This window comes from Streptomyces sp. NPDC007917 (genome assembly GCF_042959105.1).
In the GTDB taxonomy this organism is placed as follows: Bacteria; Actinomycetota; Actinomycetes; order Streptomycetales; family Streptomycetaceae; genus Streptomyces.
The window spans coordinates 685703-705366 of the sequence record NZ_JBIBKK010000001.1 but is presented as its reverse complement, the minus strand read 5'-3'; the positions used below and the strand labels follow the sequence as shown (position 1 = coordinate 705366).

Annotated in this window: 16 protein-coding genes; 12 read left to right on the top strand and 4 right to left on the bottom strand. The window is 72.0% G+C overall.

What is annotated here, in order from left to right:
• Positions 1–57: 57 nt before the first annotated feature.
• Both ACFZDL_RS02975 and ACFZDL_RS02970 read left to right on the top strand, forming a co-directional pair.
• On the top strand, positions 58–753 hold the full coding sequence (locus tag ACFZDL_RS02975; RefSeq protein ID WP_353590860.1) for a GNAT family N-acetyltransferase: 696 nt from the start codon (positions 58–60) through the stop codon (positions 751–753).
• Between the two features lie 112 nt (positions 754–865).
• Positions 866–2872, top strand: coding sequence for an ATP-dependent DNA helicase (locus ACFZDL_RS02970; protein WP_353590861.1), 2007 nt, complete (start codon positions 866–868; stop codon positions 2870–2872).
• Between the two features lie 133 nt (positions 2873–3005).
• Here ACFZDL_RS02970 and lexA read toward each other — a convergent pair whose 3' ends face one another.
• Positions 3006–3809 (bottom strand): transcriptional repressor LexA, encoded by an 804-nt coding sequence (lexA, locus tag ACFZDL_RS02965; RefSeq protein WP_353590862.1) that lies wholly within the window; start codon positions 3807–3809, stop codon positions 3006–3008.
• Positions 3810–4241: 432 nt separating this feature from the next.
• On the opposite strand from lexA, the gene nrdR reads away from it, so the two are divergent.
• From nrdR to ACFZDL_RS02950, 3 genes are all read left to right on the top strand, one after another.
• Entirely contained in the window at positions 4242–4763 is a 522-nt protein-coding gene (gene nrdR, locus ACFZDL_RS02960) for a transcriptional regulator NrdR (RefSeq protein ID WP_353590863.1), read from the top strand.
• Between the two features lie 113 nt (positions 4764–4876).
• Complete coding sequence (locus ACFZDL_RS02955) at positions 4877–7750, top strand: vitamin B12-dependent ribonucleotide reductase (RefSeq protein WP_353590864.1); 2874 nt, start codon at positions 4877–4879, stop codon at positions 7748–7750.
• Between the two features lie 221 nt (positions 7751–7971).
• Positions 7972–8577, top strand: coding sequence for a YdbC family protein (locus tag ACFZDL_RS02950; RefSeq protein WP_353590865.1), 606 nt, complete (start codon positions 7972–7974; stop codon positions 8575–8577).
• A gap of 54 nt (positions 8578–8631) precedes the next feature.
• On the opposite strand, the gene ACFZDL_RS02945 is transcribed toward ACFZDL_RS02950, so the two are convergent.
• Positions 8632–9255, bottom strand: coding sequence for a TetR/AcrR family transcriptional regulator (locus ACFZDL_RS02945; RefSeq protein WP_353590866.1), 624 nt, complete (start codon positions 9253–9255; stop codon positions 8632–8634).
• A 119-nt stretch (positions 9256–9374) separates the two neighbouring features.
• Here ACFZDL_RS02945 and abc-f point away from each other — a divergent pair, with 119 nt between their 5' ends.
• The 5 genes from abc-f (at position 9375) to ACFZDL_RS02920 (ending at position 14205) form a co-directional block, all read left to right on the top strand.
• Entirely contained in the window at positions 9375–10985 is a 1611-nt protein-coding gene (gene abc-f, locus ACFZDL_RS02940) for a ribosomal protection-like ABC-F family protein (RefSeq protein WP_353590867.1), read from the top strand.
• Between the two features lie 9 nt (positions 10986–10994).
• Positions 10995–11669 carry a histidine phosphatase family protein gene (locus ACFZDL_RS02935; RefSeq protein ID WP_353590868.1) on the top strand — a complete coding sequence of 225 codons (675 nt, stop codon included), beginning with the start codon at positions 10995–10997 and terminating at the stop codon, positions 11667–11669.
• A complete protein-coding gene (locus tag ACFZDL_RS02930; protein ID WP_353590869.1) occupies positions 11666–12565 on the top strand; it encodes an ADP-ribosylglycohydrolase family protein in 900 nt (299 codons plus the stop codon). Before ACFZDL_RS02935 ends, ACFZDL_RS02930 begins: the two co-directional genes overlap by 4 nt.
• Positions 12566–12783: 218 nt before the next feature.
• The gene (locus ACFZDL_RS02925; protein WP_353590870.1) at positions 12784–13485 is read left to right on the top strand and encodes a ribonuclease HII; all 702 of its coding nucleotides are present in this window, start codon (positions 12784–12786) and stop codon (positions 13483–13485) included.
• A 60-nt stretch (positions 13486–13545) separates the two neighbouring features.
• Positions 13546–14205, top strand: coding sequence for a hypothetical protein (locus ACFZDL_RS02920; RefSeq protein WP_353590871.1), 660 nt, complete (start codon positions 13546–13548; stop codon positions 14203–14205).
• Positions 14206–14217: 12 nt separating this feature from the next.
• Here ACFZDL_RS02920 and ACFZDL_RS02915 read toward each other — a convergent pair whose 3' ends face one another.
• Together ACFZDL_RS02915 and ACFZDL_RS02910 are read right to left on the bottom strand one after the other, a co-directional pair.
• Positions 14218–14841, bottom strand: coding sequence for a hypothetical protein (locus tag ACFZDL_RS02915; RefSeq protein WP_391190111.1), 624 nt, complete (start codon positions 14839–14841; stop codon positions 14218–14220).
• Between the two features lie 218 nt (positions 14842–15059).
• The gene (locus ACFZDL_RS02910; protein ID WP_353590872.1) at positions 15060–17249 is read right to left on the bottom strand and encodes a DEAD/DEAH box helicase; all 2190 of its coding nucleotides are present in this window, start codon (positions 17247–17249) and stop codon (positions 15060–15062) included.
• A gap of 110 nt (positions 17250–17359) precedes the next feature.
• On the opposite strand from ACFZDL_RS02910, the gene ACFZDL_RS02905 reads away from it, so the two are divergent.
• Entirely contained in the window at positions 17360–18709 is a 1350-nt protein-coding gene (locus ACFZDL_RS02905; RefSeq protein WP_353590873.1) for a DUF4192 domain-containing protein, read from the top strand.
• Between the two features lie 97 nt (positions 18710–18806).
• On the top strand, positions 18807–19568 hold the full coding sequence (locus tag ACFZDL_RS02900; protein WP_353590874.1) for an NUDIX domain-containing protein: 762 nt from the start codon (positions 18807–18809) through the stop codon (positions 19566–19568).
• The last annotated feature ends 96 nt before the right edge of the window (positions 19569–19664 follow it).

The following is a 19664-nucleotide window of genomic DNA, read 5'->3' as shown; positions in this document are numbered from 1 at the left end:
GCGTCGACTACCAGGCGCCCCACAACGCCCCGGTAACCACGAGAGGAGAGCGCCGCCATGCCGCCCACCGACTCCGGCACCAGCTCCAGCACCGAGGACACCCTCGACATGCGGCCCTCTGAGGAGCACGCCGCACGTCTTGTCGAGGAGCACCTTGCCGGGCCGACTGCCCCCGACCGGCCGGACCTGCTCGACCAGGTCGCCCGGTGGGGGCCCGTCGGCACGGCGGTGGGCGCCTTCCAGCTCGTCCCGGTCCACCTCGAGCGCGATGTCGAGCTCATCGCGCGATGGATGAACGACCCGGCCGTCTCCGCTTTCTGGGAACTGTCCGGCCCGCCGGAGACCACCGCGCGGCACCTGCGCCCCCAGCTCGACGGCGACGGCCGCAGTGTGCCCTGCCTGGGGGTCCTGGACGGGGTGCCGATGAGCTACTGGGAGGTGTACCGCGCCGACCTCGCCCCCCTCGCCAGGTACTACCCGGCCCGGCCGCAGGACACGGGTCTCCACCTGCTCATCGGCCGCGTACGCGATCGAGGCCGGGGCATCGGCACGGCTCTGCTGCGCGCCGTCGCCGATCTCGTGCTCGACCGGCGACCCTCCTGCGGACGCGTGGTCGCGGAACCCGATCTGCGGAACACCCCATGCGTCGCCGCCTTCCTCGGCGCCGGCTTCCGGCTGTCCGCCGAAGTGGAACTGCCGGACAAGCACGCGGCCCTCATGCTGCGGGATCGCACCCTGCGCCACCTCCTGTGATCCAACGGCGCCAGTTCGCGCCTCTGACTTCAATACACCGCCCGCCCCGTTCAGGTTCCGCGCCAGGAGTCCCGCCCGTGATGTCAGTGCCGCCGCGTAGGCTGACAGTCCTATGACTGCATCGTCCCCGCCTCCACTCGCCGACCTGCTGCATGCCGCCGTCACCGCCGTGGGCGGCAGCGAGCGCCCTGGCCAGATCGCCATGGCCGAAGCCGTAGCCGGGGCGATCGACGACAACGCCCATCTGCTCGTCCAGGCCGGCACCGGCACCGGAAAGTCCCTCGGCTATCTCGTGCCCGCCATCGCCCACGGGGAGCGTGTCGTCGTCGCGACGGCCACCCTGGCCCTGCAGCGCCAGCTCGTCGAGCGGGATCTGCCGCGCACCGTCGACGCCCTGCATCCGCTGCTGCGCCGCCGCCCCGAGTTCGCCATGCTCAAGGGCCGCTCGAACTACCTGTGCCTGCACCGGCTCCACGAGGGTGTGCCGCAGGAGGACGCCGAGGCGGGGGAGGTCGGGCTGTTCGACCCGTTCGAGGCCGCCGAGCCCACCAGCAAGCTGGGCAAGGACCTGCTGCGGATGCGCGACTGGGCCGACGAGACCGAGACCGGCGACCGCGACGACCTGACCCCCGGCGTCTCCGACCGGGCCTGGTCCCAGGTCTCCGTCTCCTCCCGCGAATGCCTCGGCGCGTCCAAGTGTGCCTACGGCGCCGAATGCTTCGCCGAGGCCGCTCGCGAGCGGGCCAAGCTGGCCGAGGTCGTGGTCACCAACCACGCCCTGCTGGCCATCGACGCCATCGAGGGCGCGCCCGTGCTGCCGAGCCATGAGGTGCTGATCGTCGACGAGGCCCATGAGCTCGTCTCCCGGGTCACCGGAGTCGCCAGCGGAGAGCTCACCCCGGGCCAGGTCAACCGCGCGGTGCGCCGCGCCGCCAAGCTGGTCAACGAGAAGGCGGCGGACGCCCTGCAGACCGCCGCCGAGACCTTCGAGCGGCTTATGGAGCTGGCGCTGCCCGGACGCCTCGAGGAGATCCCCGAAGACCTCGGCTACGCCCTGATGGCGCTCCGCGACGCGGCCCGTACGGTCATTTCGGCGCTCGGTGCCACGCGTGACGCCTCGGTCCAGGACGAGGACGCCGTGCGCAAGCAGGCCCTCGCCTCCGTGGAGAACATCCACCAGGTGGCCGAGCGCGTCGTGGAGGGGTCCGAGTACGACGTGGTCTGGTACGAGCGGCACGACCGCTTCGGCGCCTCGCTGCGCGTCGCCCCGCTCTCGGTGTCCGGCCTGCTGCGCGAGAAGCTTTTCGAGGACCGCTCCGTGGTTCTCACCTCCGCCACCCTCAAGCTGGGCGGGGATTTCAACGGCGTGGCCGCCTCGCTCGGCCTCTTTCCCGAGGGCGTCCGGGACGCCGGGGACGAGGAGGGTGCCGCACCCCCGTGGAAGGGGCTCGATGTCGGTTCGCCCTTCGACTACTCCAAGCAGGGGATCCTTTACGTTGCCAAGCATCTCGCCCAGCCCGGTCGCGAGGGCAGCCGCTCGGACATGCTCGACGAGCTCGCCGAGCTGGTGGAGGCCGCGGGCGGCCGGACTCTCGGCCTCTTCTCCTCGATGCGCGCGGCCCAGGCGGCCGCTGAGGAGCTGCGTGGTCGTCTGGACATGCCCATCCTGCTCCAGGGCGAGGAGACGCTCGGCGAGCTGATCCGCACCTTCGCCGGCGACGCCCGTACGTGCCTGTTCGGCACGCTCTCGCTCTGGCAGGGCGTCGATGTGCCCGGTCCGAACTGCCAGCTGGTGGTGATGGACCGGGTCCCGTTCCCGCGCCCCGACGACCCTCTGATGAGCGCTCGCCAGAAGGCCGTGGAGGAGGCCGGCGGCAATGGCTTCATGGCCGTCGCGGCCACGCATGCCGCCCTGCTGATGGCGCAGGGAGCGGGCCGGCTCGTGCGCGCCTCGGGAGACCGCGGGGTCGTCGCCGTGCTCGACCCGCGGGTCGAGCGGGCCCGCTACGGGTCCTTTCTGCGCAAGTCCATGCCGGACTTCTGGTACACGACCGACCGCAATCAGGTGCGCCGCTCGCTGGCGGCCATCGACGCCGCGGCCAAGACGGCCGACGCCTAGGTCCGGCCCAGGCCCTCTGGGGGCGCGGCGCGGACACAGCAGGGCCCCGGAACCGGCGCAGAGGTTCCGGGGCCCGGTCGCTGGGCGCGGAGGGTCGACGCGCCTGGACCTGCCGAGCACAGATCAGCCGAACTCAGACCCGGCGCAGCACCGCGACCACCTTGCCCAGGATGGTCGCCTCGTCGCCCGGGATCGGCTGGTACGCGGCGTTGTGCGGGAGCAGCCACACATGGCCGTCCTCGCGCTTGAAGCGCTTGACCGTGGCCTCTCCGTCGAGCATGGCGGCGACGATGTCACCGTTCTCGGCGACGGGCTGGCGGCGGACCGTCACCCAGTCGCCGTCGCAGATGGCGGCCTCGATCATGGAGTCGCCGACCACCTTCAGGACGAAGAGCTCACCGTCTCCGACGAGCTGCCGGGGGAGCGGGAAGACGTCCTCGACCGACTCCTCGGCGAGGATGGGGCCACCGGCCGCGATCCGGCCGACGAGGGGAACGTACGAGGCGGCGGGCTTGCCGGTGGTGTCGGCGGGCTGGGTGCTGGGCTGGTCGGAGCCGCGCACCTCGTACGCCCGGGGCCGGTGCGGGTCGCGCCGCAGGAAGCCCTTGCGCTCCAGCGCCATGAGCTGATGGGCGACGGACGAGGTGCTGGAGAGGCCCACCGCCTGCCCGATCTCACGCATGGACGGCGGGTAGCCGCGCCGCTGCACAGAGTCGCGAATGACTTCGATGACCCGGCGCTGCCGGTCGGTCAGCCCGGAGCTGTCCGCCCGGATCCCTGGAGGTCGGCCGGGTAGGGAGCGCGTGGGCTTCTGCCCCTCCGGGTTCGTGACTGCGTCATTCATCGCGTGGCCCTGGTTCATCGCATGCGTGTGTTCGAGTCGGCTCTGGGAGCGCTCCTGGGTGGTGATGGTGGCGCTCTCTGTGGTGGTTGTCACGACGGCCCCTCTCGAGATGTTCTCCCTAGTAGGGCAACGGTAGTTGCTTTCGAAAGGTTGCGCCAAACACACGTTCGAGTGAAATTTCGCAGATGAGCTGACGTGATCACAGGATTGGGTGTATGGGGCGGTTGATTCGATGGTCGGCTGGGGCGGCGTCCAGTGTGACACCCGCACCCCCGTGGCGCGCGGGCCGGTCGGCTTCGCGTAGTCTCGTGCCTGCTCGCGGGTCGGGACACGCCGCTGCTGCGGTTGGATGTCAAGCACCACATCTAGTGGTTTGATGGATCGTAGTCGCCCACAAGTTGTGGTCCCCGGTTATTCACGGCCGAGCGCTTCGCCTATGCTTGTGGCCGCTTCGAAAGGCCCGCGAGGGCCGGTCGAAGCATGTCAGCCATGCGCCGTTCTTGAGGGTGAGGAGGGTACGGAGTCATGCACTGCCCCTTCTGTAGGCACCCCGACAGTCGAGTCGTCGACAGCCGGACCACAGACGACGGTTGTTCGATCCGCAGGCGCCGCCAGTGCCCCGACTGCTCGCGCCGCTTCACGACCGTGGAGACCGCGTCACTGATGGTGATCAAGCGGAGCGGGGTCACCGAGCCCTTCAGTCGCGACAAGGTCATCTCCGGGGTGCGCAAGGCGTGCCAGGGCCGCCCGGTCACCGAGGACGCCCTCGCCAAGCTCGGCCAGCGGGTGGAGGAGGCCGTACGGGCCACCGGCAGCGCGGAGCTGTCCACCCACGACGTGGGGCTCGCCATACTCGGCCCGCTCCAGGAGCTCGACCTCGTCGCATACCTCCGCTTCGCCTCCGTCTACCGCGCCTTCGACTCCCTCGAAGACTTCGAGGCTGCGGTCACGGAGCTGCGCAACCAGCAACGGCCTCCCGCGAACGACCGCGGGCCCGGCGCCGACGGGGCCGCGGAGGTCCCCGCGTCCGCCACCGCCGCCGACTGAGTCGCGGCGGCCAAGGCCTGCCGGGGGCGGGATGCCCTCGGATGAACGACATACACCGTGCCATGGGAAGAAATGGGCACATCAGGGCGTTTTCGCCCGTACAGGGAGGCGGAATGACAGAGACGACGAGCGGCCCCGCGCGAGGCTCCCGCTCCAAGGGAAGCAAGGCGGCCAAGGGTCTGCGTATCGAGCGCGTCCACACCACCCCCGGCGTGCATCCGTATGACGAGGTGGTCTGGGAACGCCGTGACGTCGTCATGACCAACTGGCGCGATGGATCGATCAACTTCGAACAGCGCGGCGTCGAGTTCCCCGACTTCTGGTCGGTGAACGCGGTCAACATCGTCACAAGCAAGTACTTCCGTGGCGCGGTCGGCTCTCCGGACCGCGAGTCGAGCCTGAAGCAGCTCATCGACCGGGTGGTGCGCACCTACCGCCAGGCCGGCGAGGACAACGGCTACTTCGCCTCCCCCGCGGACGCCGAGATCTTCGACCACGAACTCACCTACGCCCTGCTGCACCAGGTCTTCAGCTTCAACTCGCCGGTGTGGTTCAACGTCGGAACCAAGCAGCCGCAGCAGGTCAGCGCCTGCTTCATCCTCTCCGTGGACGACTCCATGGAGTCGATCCTCGACTGGTACAAGGAAGAGGGGATGATCTTCAAGGGCGGCTCCGGCGCCGGCCTGAACCTCTCCCGCATCCGCTCCTCCAAGGAGCTGCTCTCCTCCGGCGGCAACGCCTCCGGCCCGGTCTCCTTCATGCGCGGCGCCGACGCCTCCGCCGGAACGATCAAGTCGGGCGGCGCCACCCGCCGGGCCGCCAAGATGGTCGTCCTCGACGTCGACCACCCGGACGTCGAGGCCTTCATCGAGACCAAGGTGAAGGAGGAGGAGAAGATCCGCGCCCTGCGCGACGCGGGCTTCGACATGGACCTGGGCGGCGAGGACATCACGTCCGTCCAGTACCAGAACGCCAACAACTCGGTCCGTGTGAACGACACGTTCATGAAGGCCGTGGAGTCCGGCTCCAAGTTCGGTCTGCGCGCCCGTATGACCGGCGAGATCCTCGAAGAGGTCGACGCCAAGTCGCTCTTCCGCAAGATGGCCGAGGCCGCTTGGGCCTGCGCCGACCCGGGCATCCAGTACGACGACACGATCAACCACTGGCACACCTCGCCGGAGACGGGCCGGATCACCGCCTCCAACCCCTGCAGCGAGTACATGCACCTGGACAACTCCTCGTGCAACCTGGCCTCGCTCAACCTGATGAAGTTCCTCGACGACGATGACGCGGGTCACCAGCGCTTCGACGCCGAGCGCTTCGCCAAGGTCGTCGAGCTCGTCATCACCGCGATGGACATCTCCATCTGCTTCGCGGACTTCCCGACCCAGAAGATCGGCGAGACCACCCGCGCCTTCCGCCAGCTGGGCATCGGCTACGCCAACCTCGGCGCCCTGCTGATGGCCACCGGCCACGCCTACGACAGCGACGGCGGCCGGGCCCTGGCCGGGGCCATCACCTCGCTGATGACCGGCACGTCCTACCGGCGCTCCGCCGAGCTGGCCGCGGTCGTCGGCCCGTACGAGGGTTACGCCCGCAACGCCGACGCCCACAAGCGCGTCATGAAGCAGCACTCGGACGCCAACGCCGTCGCCAAGCGCATGGACGACCTGGACACGCCGGTGTGGGCCGCGGCCACCGAGGCCTGGCAGGACGTGATCCGCCTCGGCGAGAAGAACGGCTTCCGCAACGCGCAGGCGTCGGTGCTCGCGCCGACCGGCACCATCGGCCTGATGATGGACTGCGACACCACGGGCGTCGAGCCGGACCTGGCCCTGGTCAAGTTCAAGAAGCTCGTCGGCGGCGGCTCGATGCAGATCGTGAACAACACGGTCCCCAAGGCGCTGAAGCGGCTCGGCTACCAGCCCGAGCAGGTCGAGGCGATCGTCGCCCACATCGCCGAGCACGGCAACGTCATCGACGCGCCGGGGCTCAAGCCCGAGCACTACGAGGTGTTCGACTGCGCCATGGGCGAGCGCTCCATCTCGCCGATGGGCCATGTGCGCATGATGGCCGCGGCCCAGCCCTTCCTGTCCGGCGCGATCTCCAAGACGGTCAACATGCCGGAGTCGGCCACCGTCGAGGAGATCGAGGAGATCTACTTCGAGGGCTGGAAGCTGGGCCTGAAGGCTCTGGCGATCTACCGCGACAACTGCAAGGTCGGCCAGCCCCTCTCGGCCAAGAAGAAGGAGGAGAAGGCCGCCGAGCAGGCCGAGCCCGAGGCCGAGAAGGTCATCGAGTACCGCCCGGTCCGCAAGCGCCTTCCCAAGGGCCGTCCCGGCATCACGACCTCCTTCACGGTGGGCGGCGCCGAGGGCTACATGACGGCGAACTCCTACCCGGACGACGGCCTCGGTGAGGTGTTCCTGAAGATGTCCAAGCAGGGCTCGACCCTCGCGGGCATGATGGACGCCTTCTCGATCGCCGTCTCGGTCGGCCTGCAGTACGGCGTGCCGCTGGAGACCTACGTCTCGAAGTTCACCAACATGCGCTTCGAGCCGGCCGGGATGACGGACGACCCGGACGTGCGGATGGCGCAGTCGATCGTCGACTACATCTTCCGCCGGCTGGCGCTGGACTTCCTGCCCTTCGAGACCCGGTCGGCGCTCGGGATCCACTCCGCGGAGGAGCGTCAGCGCCACCTGGAGACCGGTTCGTACGAGCAGTCCATCGACGATGCCGAGGTGGACGTCGAGGGCCTGGCACAGTCGGCCCCGCGCCATGTGGAGGCCCCGCAGGCGGCCACATCCAAGCCGCGGGCCGTCGCCCCGGCACCGAAGCAGGCCCACAGCTCCACCGAGCTCGCCGAGATCCAGTTCGGGCTGAACGCCGACGCGCCGCTGTGCTTCTCCTGCGGGACGAAGATGCGCCGGGCGGGCAGCTGTTACCTGTGCGAGGGCTGCGGCTCGACCAGCGGCTGCAGCTGACCACCAGCCCCTGGTGGGTGAACCGCTGAGGCGGGGTGCGGGCCCTCGGCCCGCACCCCGCCTCTGTCGCTCCGGGGAGCGCGCCTGGCCGCTCCGACGGGTGCGCGCGGGGCGTACGGCCGAGCGGAACCTCGAACGCACTGTCGCCGGGCGACCCCCATGCGCAGCCGGACTCCTTCAGTCCGTGATGCGGGCCACCTTCTGGGCCGTACGATGGCGCGGTGCTGGTCAAGTGGATTCGCTGCACCGTGGTGGACCGCCGCGGTTTCGAGCGGGGGCAGCGGAAGTGGGCGGGGTTGCTCGGCGAACCGGGATTCCGGGGGCAGGGCGGCGGCTGGAGCCGGGGGCGGCCGAACGTGGCGCACATCTTCGCGTTCTGGGAGAGCAGAGCGTTCTACGACTCCTTCATGGCGCGCTCGCACGACCGCTTGGCGGCCGCGCAGTCCGGCACGTACCGGGACATGCAGGTGCGGCTGTTCGAGCACCGCTTCGATGTGAAGGTGGGCTTCCAGCCGCGGTTCACGGACGCGGACGTGGTGCGGGTGGCGCACTGCCGGGTGCACCCGGAGCGCGTGGAGCACTTCACGCTGGTGCAGGAGAAGGTGTGGAATCCGGCGATGGCGGGGTCGCCGGGGATGCTGCGCGGCGTGTTCGGGGAGGCTCCCGGCAGTGAGTTCCTGGTGCTGTCGATGTGGAACTCGGCCGCCGAGCACGGCAAGTACCGCGTGGAGCGGGTGGAACGCCTCGCTCTGCGTGCGCAGACCGAGGCGGACGTAGCGGCGATCGCGGGCGATGTCGTGGGAGTCGAGTCCGCCTGGACGGTGTGAGGCGGGACCGGATCCCCGGGCGCCGGCGCCCCGGCCCCCGCCCCGGGTCCGGGCTCAGGGGACCGGTGCGTACGCGCCCGCCCGGACGGCGGCGGCGACCGCCGCGGCGCACTGGTCGGCCAGCGCCTGGTCGATGGGCTCGCGGGTGATGAACACCCGGAAGAACAGCGGGGCGGAGACGGCCCGTACGACCGCCGCGGCGTCGGTGCCCGCAGGGGCCTCGCCGCGGTCGACGGCCCGCAGGACCACGGACGCGCAGCGGGAGAACCGCTCGGCGTAGAAGCCGTGGAGGGCCGCCGCGGCGCGCTCGGACTGGAACGCGGCGGCGATGAAGGCGGTGGGCGCGGCGGCCGCGGAAGCGTCGGTGAAGGTATCGGTGACCTCGCGTGCGAGGGCTTGCAGATCGCCGTCGAGGCCGCCGGTGTCGGGCGGCGTCCAGGTGTCCTCGCCGGCCAGGTCGAGGGCGTCGGCGAGCAGTTCTTCGATACCGCCCCACCTGCGGTAGAGGGTCGTTTTGTGGACGCCGGAGTGCTCGGCGACGTATTCGACGGTCAGCCCCGGATAGCCGTGCTCGGCGAGGCCGGTGAGCACGGCGTCGCGGACGGCGGCGCGGGTGCGCGCGGTGCGCCCGCCGGGGCGGACGGTGCCGGGCGCCTGGGAGTCGGTCTCCGAAGGCAAGGGCAACTCCAGTTGCGTTAGTCGGTTTGCTGTGCCATGATCAGGGTAACGCAACTCTAGTTGTGTTTGTGGGGTGGCGCTCGACCGTCACCCGTGTCCGACTGTTCGGAGGTGCGCCTTTGCCCACTCAGATCTCGCTGCGCGACGTGACCCTCTCCCGCGGGGACCGCCCGCTGCTCGACGGGGCGTCGTTCTCGGTGCGGCCCGGCGAGCGCGTCGGCATCGTGGGCGAGAACGGAGCGGGTAAATCCACGCTGCTGCGGCTGCTGGCCGGCGCCGAGGAGGCCGAGGACGGCGCGGTCGTGACGATGGCCGACGGCGGGGTCGGCCACCTTGCCCAGACACCACAGCTGGCCCCCGACCGCACGGTCCGCGACGCGATCGACGCGGCCCTGGCCGAGGTGCGCGCCATGGAGCGCGGGCTGCGCGAGCTGGAGGCGGACCTCGGCTCGGGTGGGCCCGGCGCCCTCGAGGCCTACGGCGACCTGCTCACCGCCTTCGAGGCCCGCGGCGGCTACGAGGCCGACGCCAGGGTGGACAAGGCCCTGCACGGGCTGGGGCTGGCGCATATCGCGCGGGACCGCCGCCTGGGCAGCCTGTCGGGGGGCGAACAGGCCCGACTGGGGCTGGCCTGTCTGGTCGCGGCGGCCCCCGAAGTGATGCTGCTCGACGAGCCGACGAACCACCTCGACGACGCGGCGCTCACCTGGCTGGAGGACGCTCTGCGGGCACATCCGGGGACGGTCGTCGCGGTCTCCCACGACCGGGTGTTCCTGGAGCGGGTGGCCACCGCGATCGTCGAGGTGGACGCCGACCGGCGTGCCCTGGTGCGCTACGGAGGGGGATACGCCGGCTTCCTGGCCGAGCAGGCCGCCGCCCGGCGCCGCTGGGAGCAGTGTTACGAGCAGTGGCTGGCGCAGACAGCCGAGCTGACCGAGGCGGCCACGACCGTCGCCCAGCGCGTCGCCCCGGGCCGGGCCATGAAGGACGGCAACAAGATGGCGTACGACCGGGACAAGGGCCGGGTGCAGTCCTCGATCTCCAGCCGGGTGCGCAATGCGCAGGAGCGCCTGCGCAGGCTGCTGGCGGATCCGGTGCCGCGCCCTCCGGAGCCCCTGCGGTTCCTGGCGCGCCCCGAGACGGGCACGGCTGAGGGGGCGCTCGTCGCCCTCGAGCGGGTGCGGGTGGCGGACCGGCTGGCGGTGGAACGGCTCACGGTCGCCGCGGGCGAGCGGCTGCTCGTCCACGGGGCCAACGGAGCGGGCAAGTCGACGCTGTTGAAGGTCATGGCCGGGGTCCGGACGCCGGACGCGGGCACGGTGCTGCGACGGGGCCGGATCGGCTATCTCGCCCAGGAGATGCCGGTCACCAGCCCCGGGGAGCGGCTGCTGACGGCGTTCGGGCGCGGGATGGCGGGGACCCCTGAGGAGCACAGCGAACTGCTGCTGTCGTTCGGGCTCTTCCGGGAGCGCGATCTGACGGTGCCGGTGGGGGCCCTCTCGGTCGGCCAGCGCCGCCGCCTGGCGCTGGCCCGGCTGCTGGCCCGCCCCGCGGATCTGCTGCTCCTCGACGAGCCGACCAACCACTTGGCGCTCGGTCTCGTGGAGGAGCTGGAACAGGCTCTCGCGGACTGGACCGGAGCACTGGTGGTGGTCTCGCACGACCGGCTGCTGCGCCGCCGGTTCACCGGCCGCCAGTGCGAGATACGCGAGGGCAGACCGGTGGCCTAGGGTGGCCCCATGGCACGACCCCGGCGCATCGTTCTCGTACGACACGGCGAATCGGAAGGGAACGCTGATGACACGGTGTACGAGCGGGTGCCCGACCATGCCCTGAGGCTGACGGAGACAGGGCGGCGGCAGTCCGTCGAGACAGGGAAGCGGCTGCGCGCGATGTTCGCCGACGAGCGGATCTCGGTCTACGTCTCGCCGTACCGGCGCACCCACCAGACCCTGGAACTGCTCGGCCTCGACCCGTCGCGCACCCGCGTCAGGGAGGAGCCGCGGCTGCGAGAGCAGGACTGGGGAAACTGGCAGGACCGCGAGGACGTCCGCAAGCAGAAGGCCTACCGGGACGCGTATGGGCACTTCTTCTACCGCTTCGCCCAGGGGGAGTCGGGCGCCGACGTCTACGACCGGGTGGACGCCTTCCTGGAGAGCCTGTGGCGCAGCTTCGAGGACCCGGCCCACCCGCCGAACGTTCTGCTGGTGACACACGGGCTGACCATGCGGCTGTTCTGCATGCGGTGGCTTCACTGGACCGTCGCGGAGTTCGAGTCGCTGTCCAATCCGGACAATGGCGAGACACGCGCCCTGCTGCTCGGCCCCGACGGGCGGTACCACCTCGACCGGCCCTTCGAGCGCTGGTGCGCCCCCGAGCCCTACGGCCTTACCAGTTGGAGTGCGCGGCGATGAGCGGAGACCGATTCGAGCGGGCGCTGCGGAGCCTGCGCGGACTGGCTGTGGGCGACGCCCTCGGCTCACAGTTCTTCGTACCCGTCAACTATCCGCTGCTGGGGCGGCGCGAGCTGCCGCCCGGCCCCTGGCAGTGGACCGATGACACCGAGATGGCCGGCTCCGTGCTGGCCATCCTGGTCACCCACGGCCGTATCGACCAGGACGCGCTCGCCCACTCCTTCGCCGAGCACCATGACTTCGACCGCGGCTACGGGCCCGCGGTGAACCGGATGCTCAGGCTGATCAGAGAGGGCGGCGACTGGCGGGATCTGGCCGCCGGCCTCTTCCAGGGGCAGGGCTCGTGGGGCAACGGCGCCGCGATGCGGATCGCGCCGCTGGGCGCCTGGTTCGCGGACGATCCGGAGCAGGCCACCCATCAGGCGGAGATTTCCGCGTACACCACGCACCAGCACCGGGAAGCCGTGGCGGGGGCGATGGCGGTGGCCGCGGCGGCGGCGCTGGCCGCCGATCCGGCGGGCGTCGGCGGGCCGGACGCCCTGCTGGAGCGGGTGATCTCGCTCGTCCCGCGCAGCGCCGTCCAGGCGGGGCTGCGCCGCGCCCGCGACATGCTCGACTACGCGGACGCGGGGACCGTCGCGGCGGTGCTCGGCTGTGGCCGCCGTACCAGCGCGCACGACACCGTCCCGTTCGCCCTGTGGTCGGCGGCCCGGCACCTCGGCGCCTTTGAGGAGGCGTTCTGGGTGACCGCCCAGGTGGGCGGGGATGTGGACACCAACTGCGCCATCGTCGGGGGTGTGCTCGCGGCCGCGGCGGCCGGTGCGCCACCGGGTGAGTGGCAGGACCGGACCGAACCGCTCCCGGGCTGGGTCCCGACCGCGGGTGACACGCACTGACATGCGCTGCCACGCACTGCCACGCACTGGCACGTGCTGACACGGGAGTGACACGCAGTGCCGCAGGGAGGTGGCCCCTCGGTGTGCGGCCGCGCGCCGTTCGAACCACCCACCGGCCGCGTCGCGTTGAGGGGCGCGGTGGGCGAGGGCCGACCGCGGGCCGTCAGGAGGAACCCGATGCACGCGCGGTCTCCGGGCGGCGTAATGTGGTCCTCGCCATGGTCTACGAACCGCCCACTCACCGCGTCGAGCGCTCGCTCCGCGCCACCACAGGAGCCAAGGTCGTCGTCGGGATCGACGAGGTCGGGCGCGGGGCCTGGGCCGGTCCGGTGACGGTCTGCGCGGCGGTCACCGGTCTGCGGCGACCGCCGGCCGGACTCACCGACTCCAAGCTGCTGAGCCCCAAGAAGCGCACGGCGCTCGCCCGGGAGTTGGAGACGTGGGTCACCTCATTCGCCCTTGGCCATGCCTCCTCCGAGGAGATCGACGCCCTGGGAATGACGGCGGCCCTCCGGCTCGCCGCCACCCGCGCGCTCGACGGGCTGCCCGTGCGCCCCGACGCCGTGATACTCGACGGGAAGCATGACTATCTGGGCGAGCCCTGGAGGGTCCGTACGGTCATCAAGGGCGATCAGTCCTGCGTGGCCGTCGCCGCGGCCTCGGTGATCGCCAAGGTCCGGCGGGACACGCTGATGGCGGAACTGGGAGTCGCCCACGCGGACTTCCGCTTCGGCGACAACGCGGGGTATCCCTCACCGACCCACCGCGCCGCCCTGACGGAGCTGGGTCCCACCCCCTACCACCGGCTGTCCTGGGCCTATCTGGACGGGTTGCCCCGCTGGCGGCACCTCAAGCGGGTCCGCAGCGTCCCCGGACCAGCCGATGCGGAGGATCACGGTCAACTCGGCTTCGACTTCTGAACGATTCTTTTCACCCACCCGCTGATGCGACTCGCACCGGCGTTTGATAGACATCAGCCCATGCCTCTCATCCCCGAGGAGCCTCAGATTCACGAGAGTGTCCCGGGTCCTCGCGCGACACCGGCCGCAGGCCGCACCGCGCCGACCCCTCGTCCCGTCCCTGGCCCCGGCCCCCGGCCCGCCCCACGGCGGCCCGGCAGCCCCGGCCCCAACCGCGGCTCCGCCGCGACCCCCTCGGCCCCGGCACAGCGCACCGCGAGTGACGTGGCCAAGCCCGGCCCGCCCGCTGCCGCAGCCAAGCCCGTGCCGCCCGCCGCTTCCGCGACGTCGTCCGGTCCGCAGATCCAGCTGATCCCCGCCTCGCCGGAGGGGGCCCTGGACGCGGCGGACGAGGCCGTGGACCTGCTGCTGGACTCCGGCCGGGCGCCCGGCGACATCCTGGTGATGACCACTGGGGAACAGCATCCGTGGGCGGCGCATGAGCTCTCCTTCGGCGAGGCGTCGTACTGGGCGCAGCAGGACGCCGGTGACGACGTCTTCTACGCCGCCACCGCTGCCCGCCGCGTCACGGCCCGCCCGGTCGTGGTCGTCGCGGTCAACGGAGGAGCCGACGACGCCGTCGCCCTGGCGCTGCCCGAGGCGATGCGCCGCGCCGGAACGCTGCTGATCGTCTGCGGAGACCCCGCACGGATCAACAGCCTCATCGCCGCGGGCGTCTGATTCCGCGGCCGCTCACACGGCCGCGGAACGGCGCAGCGCCTCGCGCGCCTCGCCGCGGTGGTGCGGTACTGCCGCCGTGACGCTGTCATCGGTGGCGGTGCCGAAGCCGAGGCCGCTGTGGCGGGAGGCGGAGTGCGGCCGACGGCCGCCCCGCCCTTCGCCCAGCACCTGCCAGCCCGCCCGGGTCAGCGTGATGTAGGCGCCGCAGCGAAGCCCGTGCAGGGTGCAAGCATCGCGCAGGCCCCACATCCAGGCGCCGTCCTCCTCCGTCCACTGGCTCTCGCCCTCCCGGCAGTAGAGCAGCACAGCGGTACGGACCGGTGTGCGGCGCCGCAGATCGTGCGGGATGACCCGGCGCAGCTGGGCCAGGAGCGCGTTCCGGAACTCCCAGCCGTCGGCGGCCCAGGAGCGGCGCCGGGCGAACGAGGCACTGGCCGCCAGCCGTTCCTCCGGATCCAGGACCGCGACCACGGCCGTCGAGGGCGTGGGCAGATGACGGCTGTGCAGGCCGGTGACGACCTCGCGCGGATTGCGCAGCAGCGGAATACCGGCGGCGGCCCACTCGGCGGGCTCGAGCATCCGGCCCAGGCCGGATACGTGATCGGTGGCCGGCGGCGGAGCGAAGCCGAAGGTCACGGTCCTCCCTTCGTCTGCGCGCCCACGGTCCGTGCGAAGGTCGGGCATGGGCGCACACCACGACACGGCTCCGGCGCACCACGAGTGGCCCGGAAGCAGGGAACTGCTTCAATTCTCGCGGTCGTACAGGCGCGCGGCAACGAGCAATTGGCACGCCTGACCGGTTTGGGGCGGTCCGCCGTCAATATTCCGCAAGCCGCCCTCACCTGCGGCGGGCGTCATCCCTGCACTGCGAGAACCAGCGGAAAGACCGCCTCCGCCCCGGCCCGGCGGAGCAGCCGGGCGGCCACGGCCAGCGTCCAGCCGGTGTCCGCCATGTCGTCGACGAGGAGCACCGGCCCCGAGGCCCGCCCGAGCGCCTCGGCCAGCCCGGGCGGCACCGTCAGCGCCCCGTGCAGCGCCCGCAGCCGCTGGGCGCTGTTGGTGCGCGGCACCCGGGTGTCGGCCCCCGCGTCGAGGTGGGAGACCGCACCGAGCAGGGGCATCCGGCCGACGGAGGCGATCCGCTCGCCCAGCGTCTGGATCAGCCGCGGCCGGGTGTGCGAGGCCACCGTGACCACGCCGACCGGACGGGCCGGGGCGTCCGGCGCCCCCGACGCCCAGCCGCCGGGCCCCTTGGCCCAGTCGGCGAGCACCGTCACCACGGCGTCGGCCACATCGTCCGGAACCGGCTCGTCCGGGCTGTGCGGGGCGAACAGCGGCCGCAGCCGGTTTCCCCAGCCGATGTCGGAGAGACGGCCGAGCGCCCGCCCGGGGGCGGCCTGCTCACCCGCCGGGATCCGGCCCTTGAGCTCGATGCCGACCGCCGGCAGCCCGGTCGGCCACATACGGCGCGGCTCCACCTCGACTCCGGGGCGCCCCAACTCGCCGCGCGCCGCCTCCAGCGACGCCGCGGACACCTCGGCGGTGAACCTGGCCCCGGCACAGTTGTCGCAGCGCCCGCACGGCGCCGCCGCCTCGTCGTCCAGCTGCCGCCGCAGGAACTCCATCCGGCAACCGGCCGCCGCGGCATAGTCCCGCATCGCCTGCTGCTCCGACTCCCGCTGCCGCGCCACCCATGCGTAGCGCTCCGCGTCGTACGTCCAGGGCTGCCCCGTGGCGGTCCAGCCGCCGCGCACCCGTCGGACCGCGCCGTCCACATCGAGCACCTTGAGCATGGTCTCCAGGCGCGAGCGGCGCAGATCGACCTGCGGCTCGAGCGCGGGCAGGGACACCGGCCGGTCCGCCGCCACCAGCACCTCGAGGGTGCGGCGCACCTGCTCCTCGGACGGGAAGGCGAGCGAGGCGAAATACCGCCAGATGGCCTCGTCCTCACGGCCCGGCAGCAGCAGCACCTCGGCGTGGTCCACACCACGCCCGGCCCGCCCGACCTGCTGGTAATAGGCGATGGGGGAGGAGGGAGAGCCCAGGTGCACCACAAAGCCCAGATCCGGCTTGTCGAAGCCCATGCCGAGCGCGGAGGTGGCCACCAGGGCCTTGACCCGGTTTCCCAGCAGGTCCTCCTCGGCCTGCTGACGGTCGGCGTTCTCCGTCTTGCCGGTGTAGGAGGCCACCGTATGGCCGCGCTGCCGCAAGAACGCGGTCACCTCCTCGGCCGCCGCCACCGTGAGGGTGTAGATGATCCCCGAGCCCGGGAGCTCGGGGAGGTGGTCGGCGAGCCAGGCCAGCCGGTGCGCCGCGTCCGGCAGCCGCAGCACACCAAGGCTCAGACTCTCCCGGTCCAGTGGCCCGCGCAGCACCAGCGCCCGTGAGCCGTCCGCGCCGGAGCCATCCGCTTCCTGTCCGCCCGTGCCCAGCTGATCGGCGACGTCCGCGGTCACCCGGGCGTTGGCAGTCGCGGTCGTGGCCAGCACGGGCACGCCCGGCGGCAGGTCGGCGAGCATGGTGCGCAGCCTGCGGTAGTCGGGGCGGAAGTCATGGCCCCAGTCGGAGATGCAGTGTGCCTCGTCGACGACCAGCAGACCGGTGGCCGCGGCGAGCTTGGGCAGCACCTCGTCCCGGAAGTCGGGGTTGTTCAGCCGCTCGGGGCTGACGAGCAGCACATCCACCTCACCGGCGGCCACCTCGGCCTGGATGGTGTCCCACTCCTCGGTGTTGGCCGAATTGATCGTGCGCGCGCGGATACCGGCCCGCCCAGCGGCCTCGACCTGGTTGCGCATCAGCGCCAGCAGCGGGGAGACGATCACCGTCGGGCCGCTGCCGCGCTCGCGCAGCAGGGAGGTGGCGACGAAATACACCGCGGACTTGCCCCAGCCCGTGCGCTGCACGACCAGCGCCCGGCGCCGGTGGGAGACCAGCGCCTCGATCGCCCGCCACTGGTCCTCCCGCAGGCGGGCGGAGCCGGAGACATCCCCGACGAGGCGGGCCAGGACGCGGTCGGCCGCGATGCGCAGGTCTTCGTCGCTCATGCCCCCATGCAACCCGATCCCACCGACATCGCGCGAACCGGACCCCGAGCCTGTGGATAACGTTATCCACAGGCCTGGCGGGCCGGGCCCGACTGGGAGACCGTCGGGTCATGACTCGACACAACGAAGCGGCCGGCCTGTCCGGCGATGACCAGATCACGCTCCGCAGCCCGGCCGAGCTCGCCGACGCCCTGCCCTACGTCCTCGGGTTCCACCCGGACGACAGCATCGTGATGATCGCGCTGCACGGGCCGCGCGGCCGCTTCGGCGGCCGGCTCAGGCTCGGCATTCCCCGGACGAGCGAGGAGTGGCCCGAGGTCTGTGACCAGCTCGCCGAATGCCTGGTGGCGGGCAGCGAGCGGAGGGCGGGCCGGCCCGACGGGACGGTGCTGTTCCTGTGCCAGGAGCCGGCCGAGGGCGAGTCGGGGCAGGACGTGATGGAGCGCCTGCGGCCGCTCGCCCAGCGGCTGCGCACCGCGTGCGGCGGGCTGGAGGTGCCGGTCTTCGAAGCGCTGTGCATCTCCGACGGCCGGTTCTGGTCGTATGTCTGCCCCGACCGGCGCTGCTGCCCGCCGGAAGGCGTCCCGCTCACCCTGCCCGGCACCTCCGTGATGGCGGCTGCGGCGACCTACGCGGGTATTCATGTGCGCGGGTCGCTGCGCGAGATGGAGGCCAGGCTCGCGCCGCTCGCCGCGCCCCGGGCCGCGGAGCAGGAGCGGGCGCTGGACGCGGCGGGCAGTGAGCTCGTGCCCAGGATCCTGGGCGGCACGGACTCAGCGACGGTGCGCGAGGAGACGCTCGTCCTCGCCGGCGGCATGCTGGCCCGGTTCCGTGCCGCGCCGCCGATCGCCGACCCGGTCGCGGCCGATGTCCACGACGACGGGCTGATCGGCGACGAGGAGGCGGCCGCGGTCATCATCGGGCTGCAGGACCGGTTGGCGCGCGACCGGGCCGCGCAGTGGATGGAAGGGCCGGAGGCTGAAGCGGCGCTGAGGCTGTGGCGCGCCCTCGCCCGCCGCTGCGTCGGCTCGTACGGGGAGCACGCCGCAGCACCGCTCACCCTCGCGGGCTGGGTCGCCTGGTCGCTCGGGGACGAGCCGGCGGCGCGCGTCGCGCTCGGCCGCGCGCTGTGCGTCGACCCCCACTATCTGTTCGCCAGGTTGCTGCATCAGGCGTGCAACGAGGGGCTTGACCCGGAGCTTCTGCGCCGCTCTCTGCGGCAGGAGCGTGTCGACCGGGCCTTGCAGACCGCGGTGCGCGGGGAGCTGGAGCGACTGGGCGCCGCTGCCGCCACGGCGTCCGCCGGATCGCCCGGCGGATCCGGCGGGTCCGGTGGGCCCGGGCGGCAGCGCGACGTCCGGGCCAAGAGCCCAGGGGCGCAGGCGGCCGGGCGGCGTCCCGCGGTCCGGACGCGGATGCGGCGCAGGCCCGGGCAGCGAGGGGCCCGCAGCCGCCATTGAGCCGCGGCGGGGCCACCGTGGCGGGAGCGCTTCCATCAACATCGACGATCATGCTGAAGGGACTGATTATCGTCAGGCAGACGACTATGATCGCCACATGCCCTACGATCCAGCGGCCTTCCCGCCGTTCGCCGTCACTGTGGATCTGGTCGTGCTGACGGTCCGGCGGCACGCGCTGTGCGCGCTGGCCGTCCGCCGTGGTGAGCCGCCCTTCCAGGGGCGCTGGGCTCTGCCGGGCGGCTTCGTGCGGGCCGACGAGGACCTCACCGCGGCGGCCGCCAGGGAACTGGCCGAGGAGACCGGGCTGCTCGCTCATGACCCCGCGGTCCCGGCTCCTCCCAACGCCGCCCATCTCGAACAACTCGCCACCTACGGAGACCCGAAGCGCGACCCCAGGATGCGGGTGGTGAGCGTCGCGCACCTCGCGCTCGCGCCGGACCTCCCCGCGCCGCGTCCCGGGGGCGACGCGCACAGCGTGCGCTGGGCGCCGGTCGAGTCCCTGCTCGACCAGGACGGGTCCTTCGCCCGCGACGCAGAGCTGGCCGCCCCACTCGCCTTCGACCACGCCCGCATCCTCGCGGACGGCGTGGAGCGCGCCCGCTCCAAGATCGAGTACTCCTCTCTGGCCACCGCCTTCTGCCCTCAGGAGTTCACGGTCGGCGAGCTGCGCCGGGTGTACGAGGCGGTGTGGGGAGTGGCCCTCGACCCCCGCAACTTCCACCGGAAGGTCACCGGAACGCCCGGGTTCCTGGTGCCCACGGGCGGTACGACGACCCGTCAGGGCGGCCGTCCCGCACAACTGTTCCGGGCCGGGGGCGCGACGCTGCTCAACCCGCCCATGCTTCGTCCCGAGGTGTGATGGCCCATGACACGACGACTCGACAGGGGGTGTAGGTGCCGACGAAATAGGACATAGCGGGTTACCGTGCCCTGGTACGTCACCAGTCCCCACGTG

Coding starts and splice junctions, on each gene's coding strand:
- ACFZDL_RS02955 (WP_353590864.1), top strand. CDS start 4,877: ATGACAGAGACGACGAGCGGCCCCGCGCGAGGCTCCCGCTCCAAGGGA.
- ACFZDL_RS02925 (WP_353590870.1), top strand. CDS start 12,784: ATGGTCTACGAACCGCCCACTCACCGCGTCGAGCGCTCGCTCCGCGCC.
- nrdR (WP_353590863.1), top strand. CDS start 4,242: ATGCACTGCCCCTTCTGTAGGCACCCCGACAGTCGAGTCGTCGACAGC.
- ACFZDL_RS02910 (WP_353590872.1), bottom strand. CDS start 17,249: ATGAGCGACGAAGACCTGCGCATCGCGGCCGACCGCGTCCTGGCCCGC.
- ACFZDL_RS02905 (WP_353590873.1), top strand. CDS start 17,360: ATGACTCGACACAACGAAGCGGCCGGCCTGTCCGGCGATGACCAGATC.
- ACFZDL_RS02930 (WP_353590869.1), top strand. CDS start 11,666: ATGAGCGGAGACCGATTCGAGCGGGCGCTGCGGAGCCTGCGCGGACTG.
- ACFZDL_RS02900 (WP_353590874.1), top strand. CDS start 18,807: ATGCCCTACGATCCAGCGGCCTTCCCGCCGTTCGCCGTCACTGTGGAT.
- ACFZDL_RS02920 (WP_353590871.1), top strand. CDS start 13,546: ATGCCTCTCATCCCCGAGGAGCCTCAGATTCACGAGAGTGTCCCGGGT.
- ACFZDL_RS02970 (WP_353590861.1), top strand. CDS start 866: ATGACTGCATCGTCCCCGCCTCCACTCGCCGACCTGCTGCATGCCGCC.
- ACFZDL_RS02975 (WP_353590860.1), top strand. CDS start 58: ATGCCGCCCACCGACTCCGGCACCAGCTCCAGCACCGAGGACACCCTC.
- ACFZDL_RS02935 (WP_353590868.1), top strand. CDS start 10,995: ATGGCACGACCCCGGCGCATCGTTCTCGTACGACACGGCGAATCGGAA.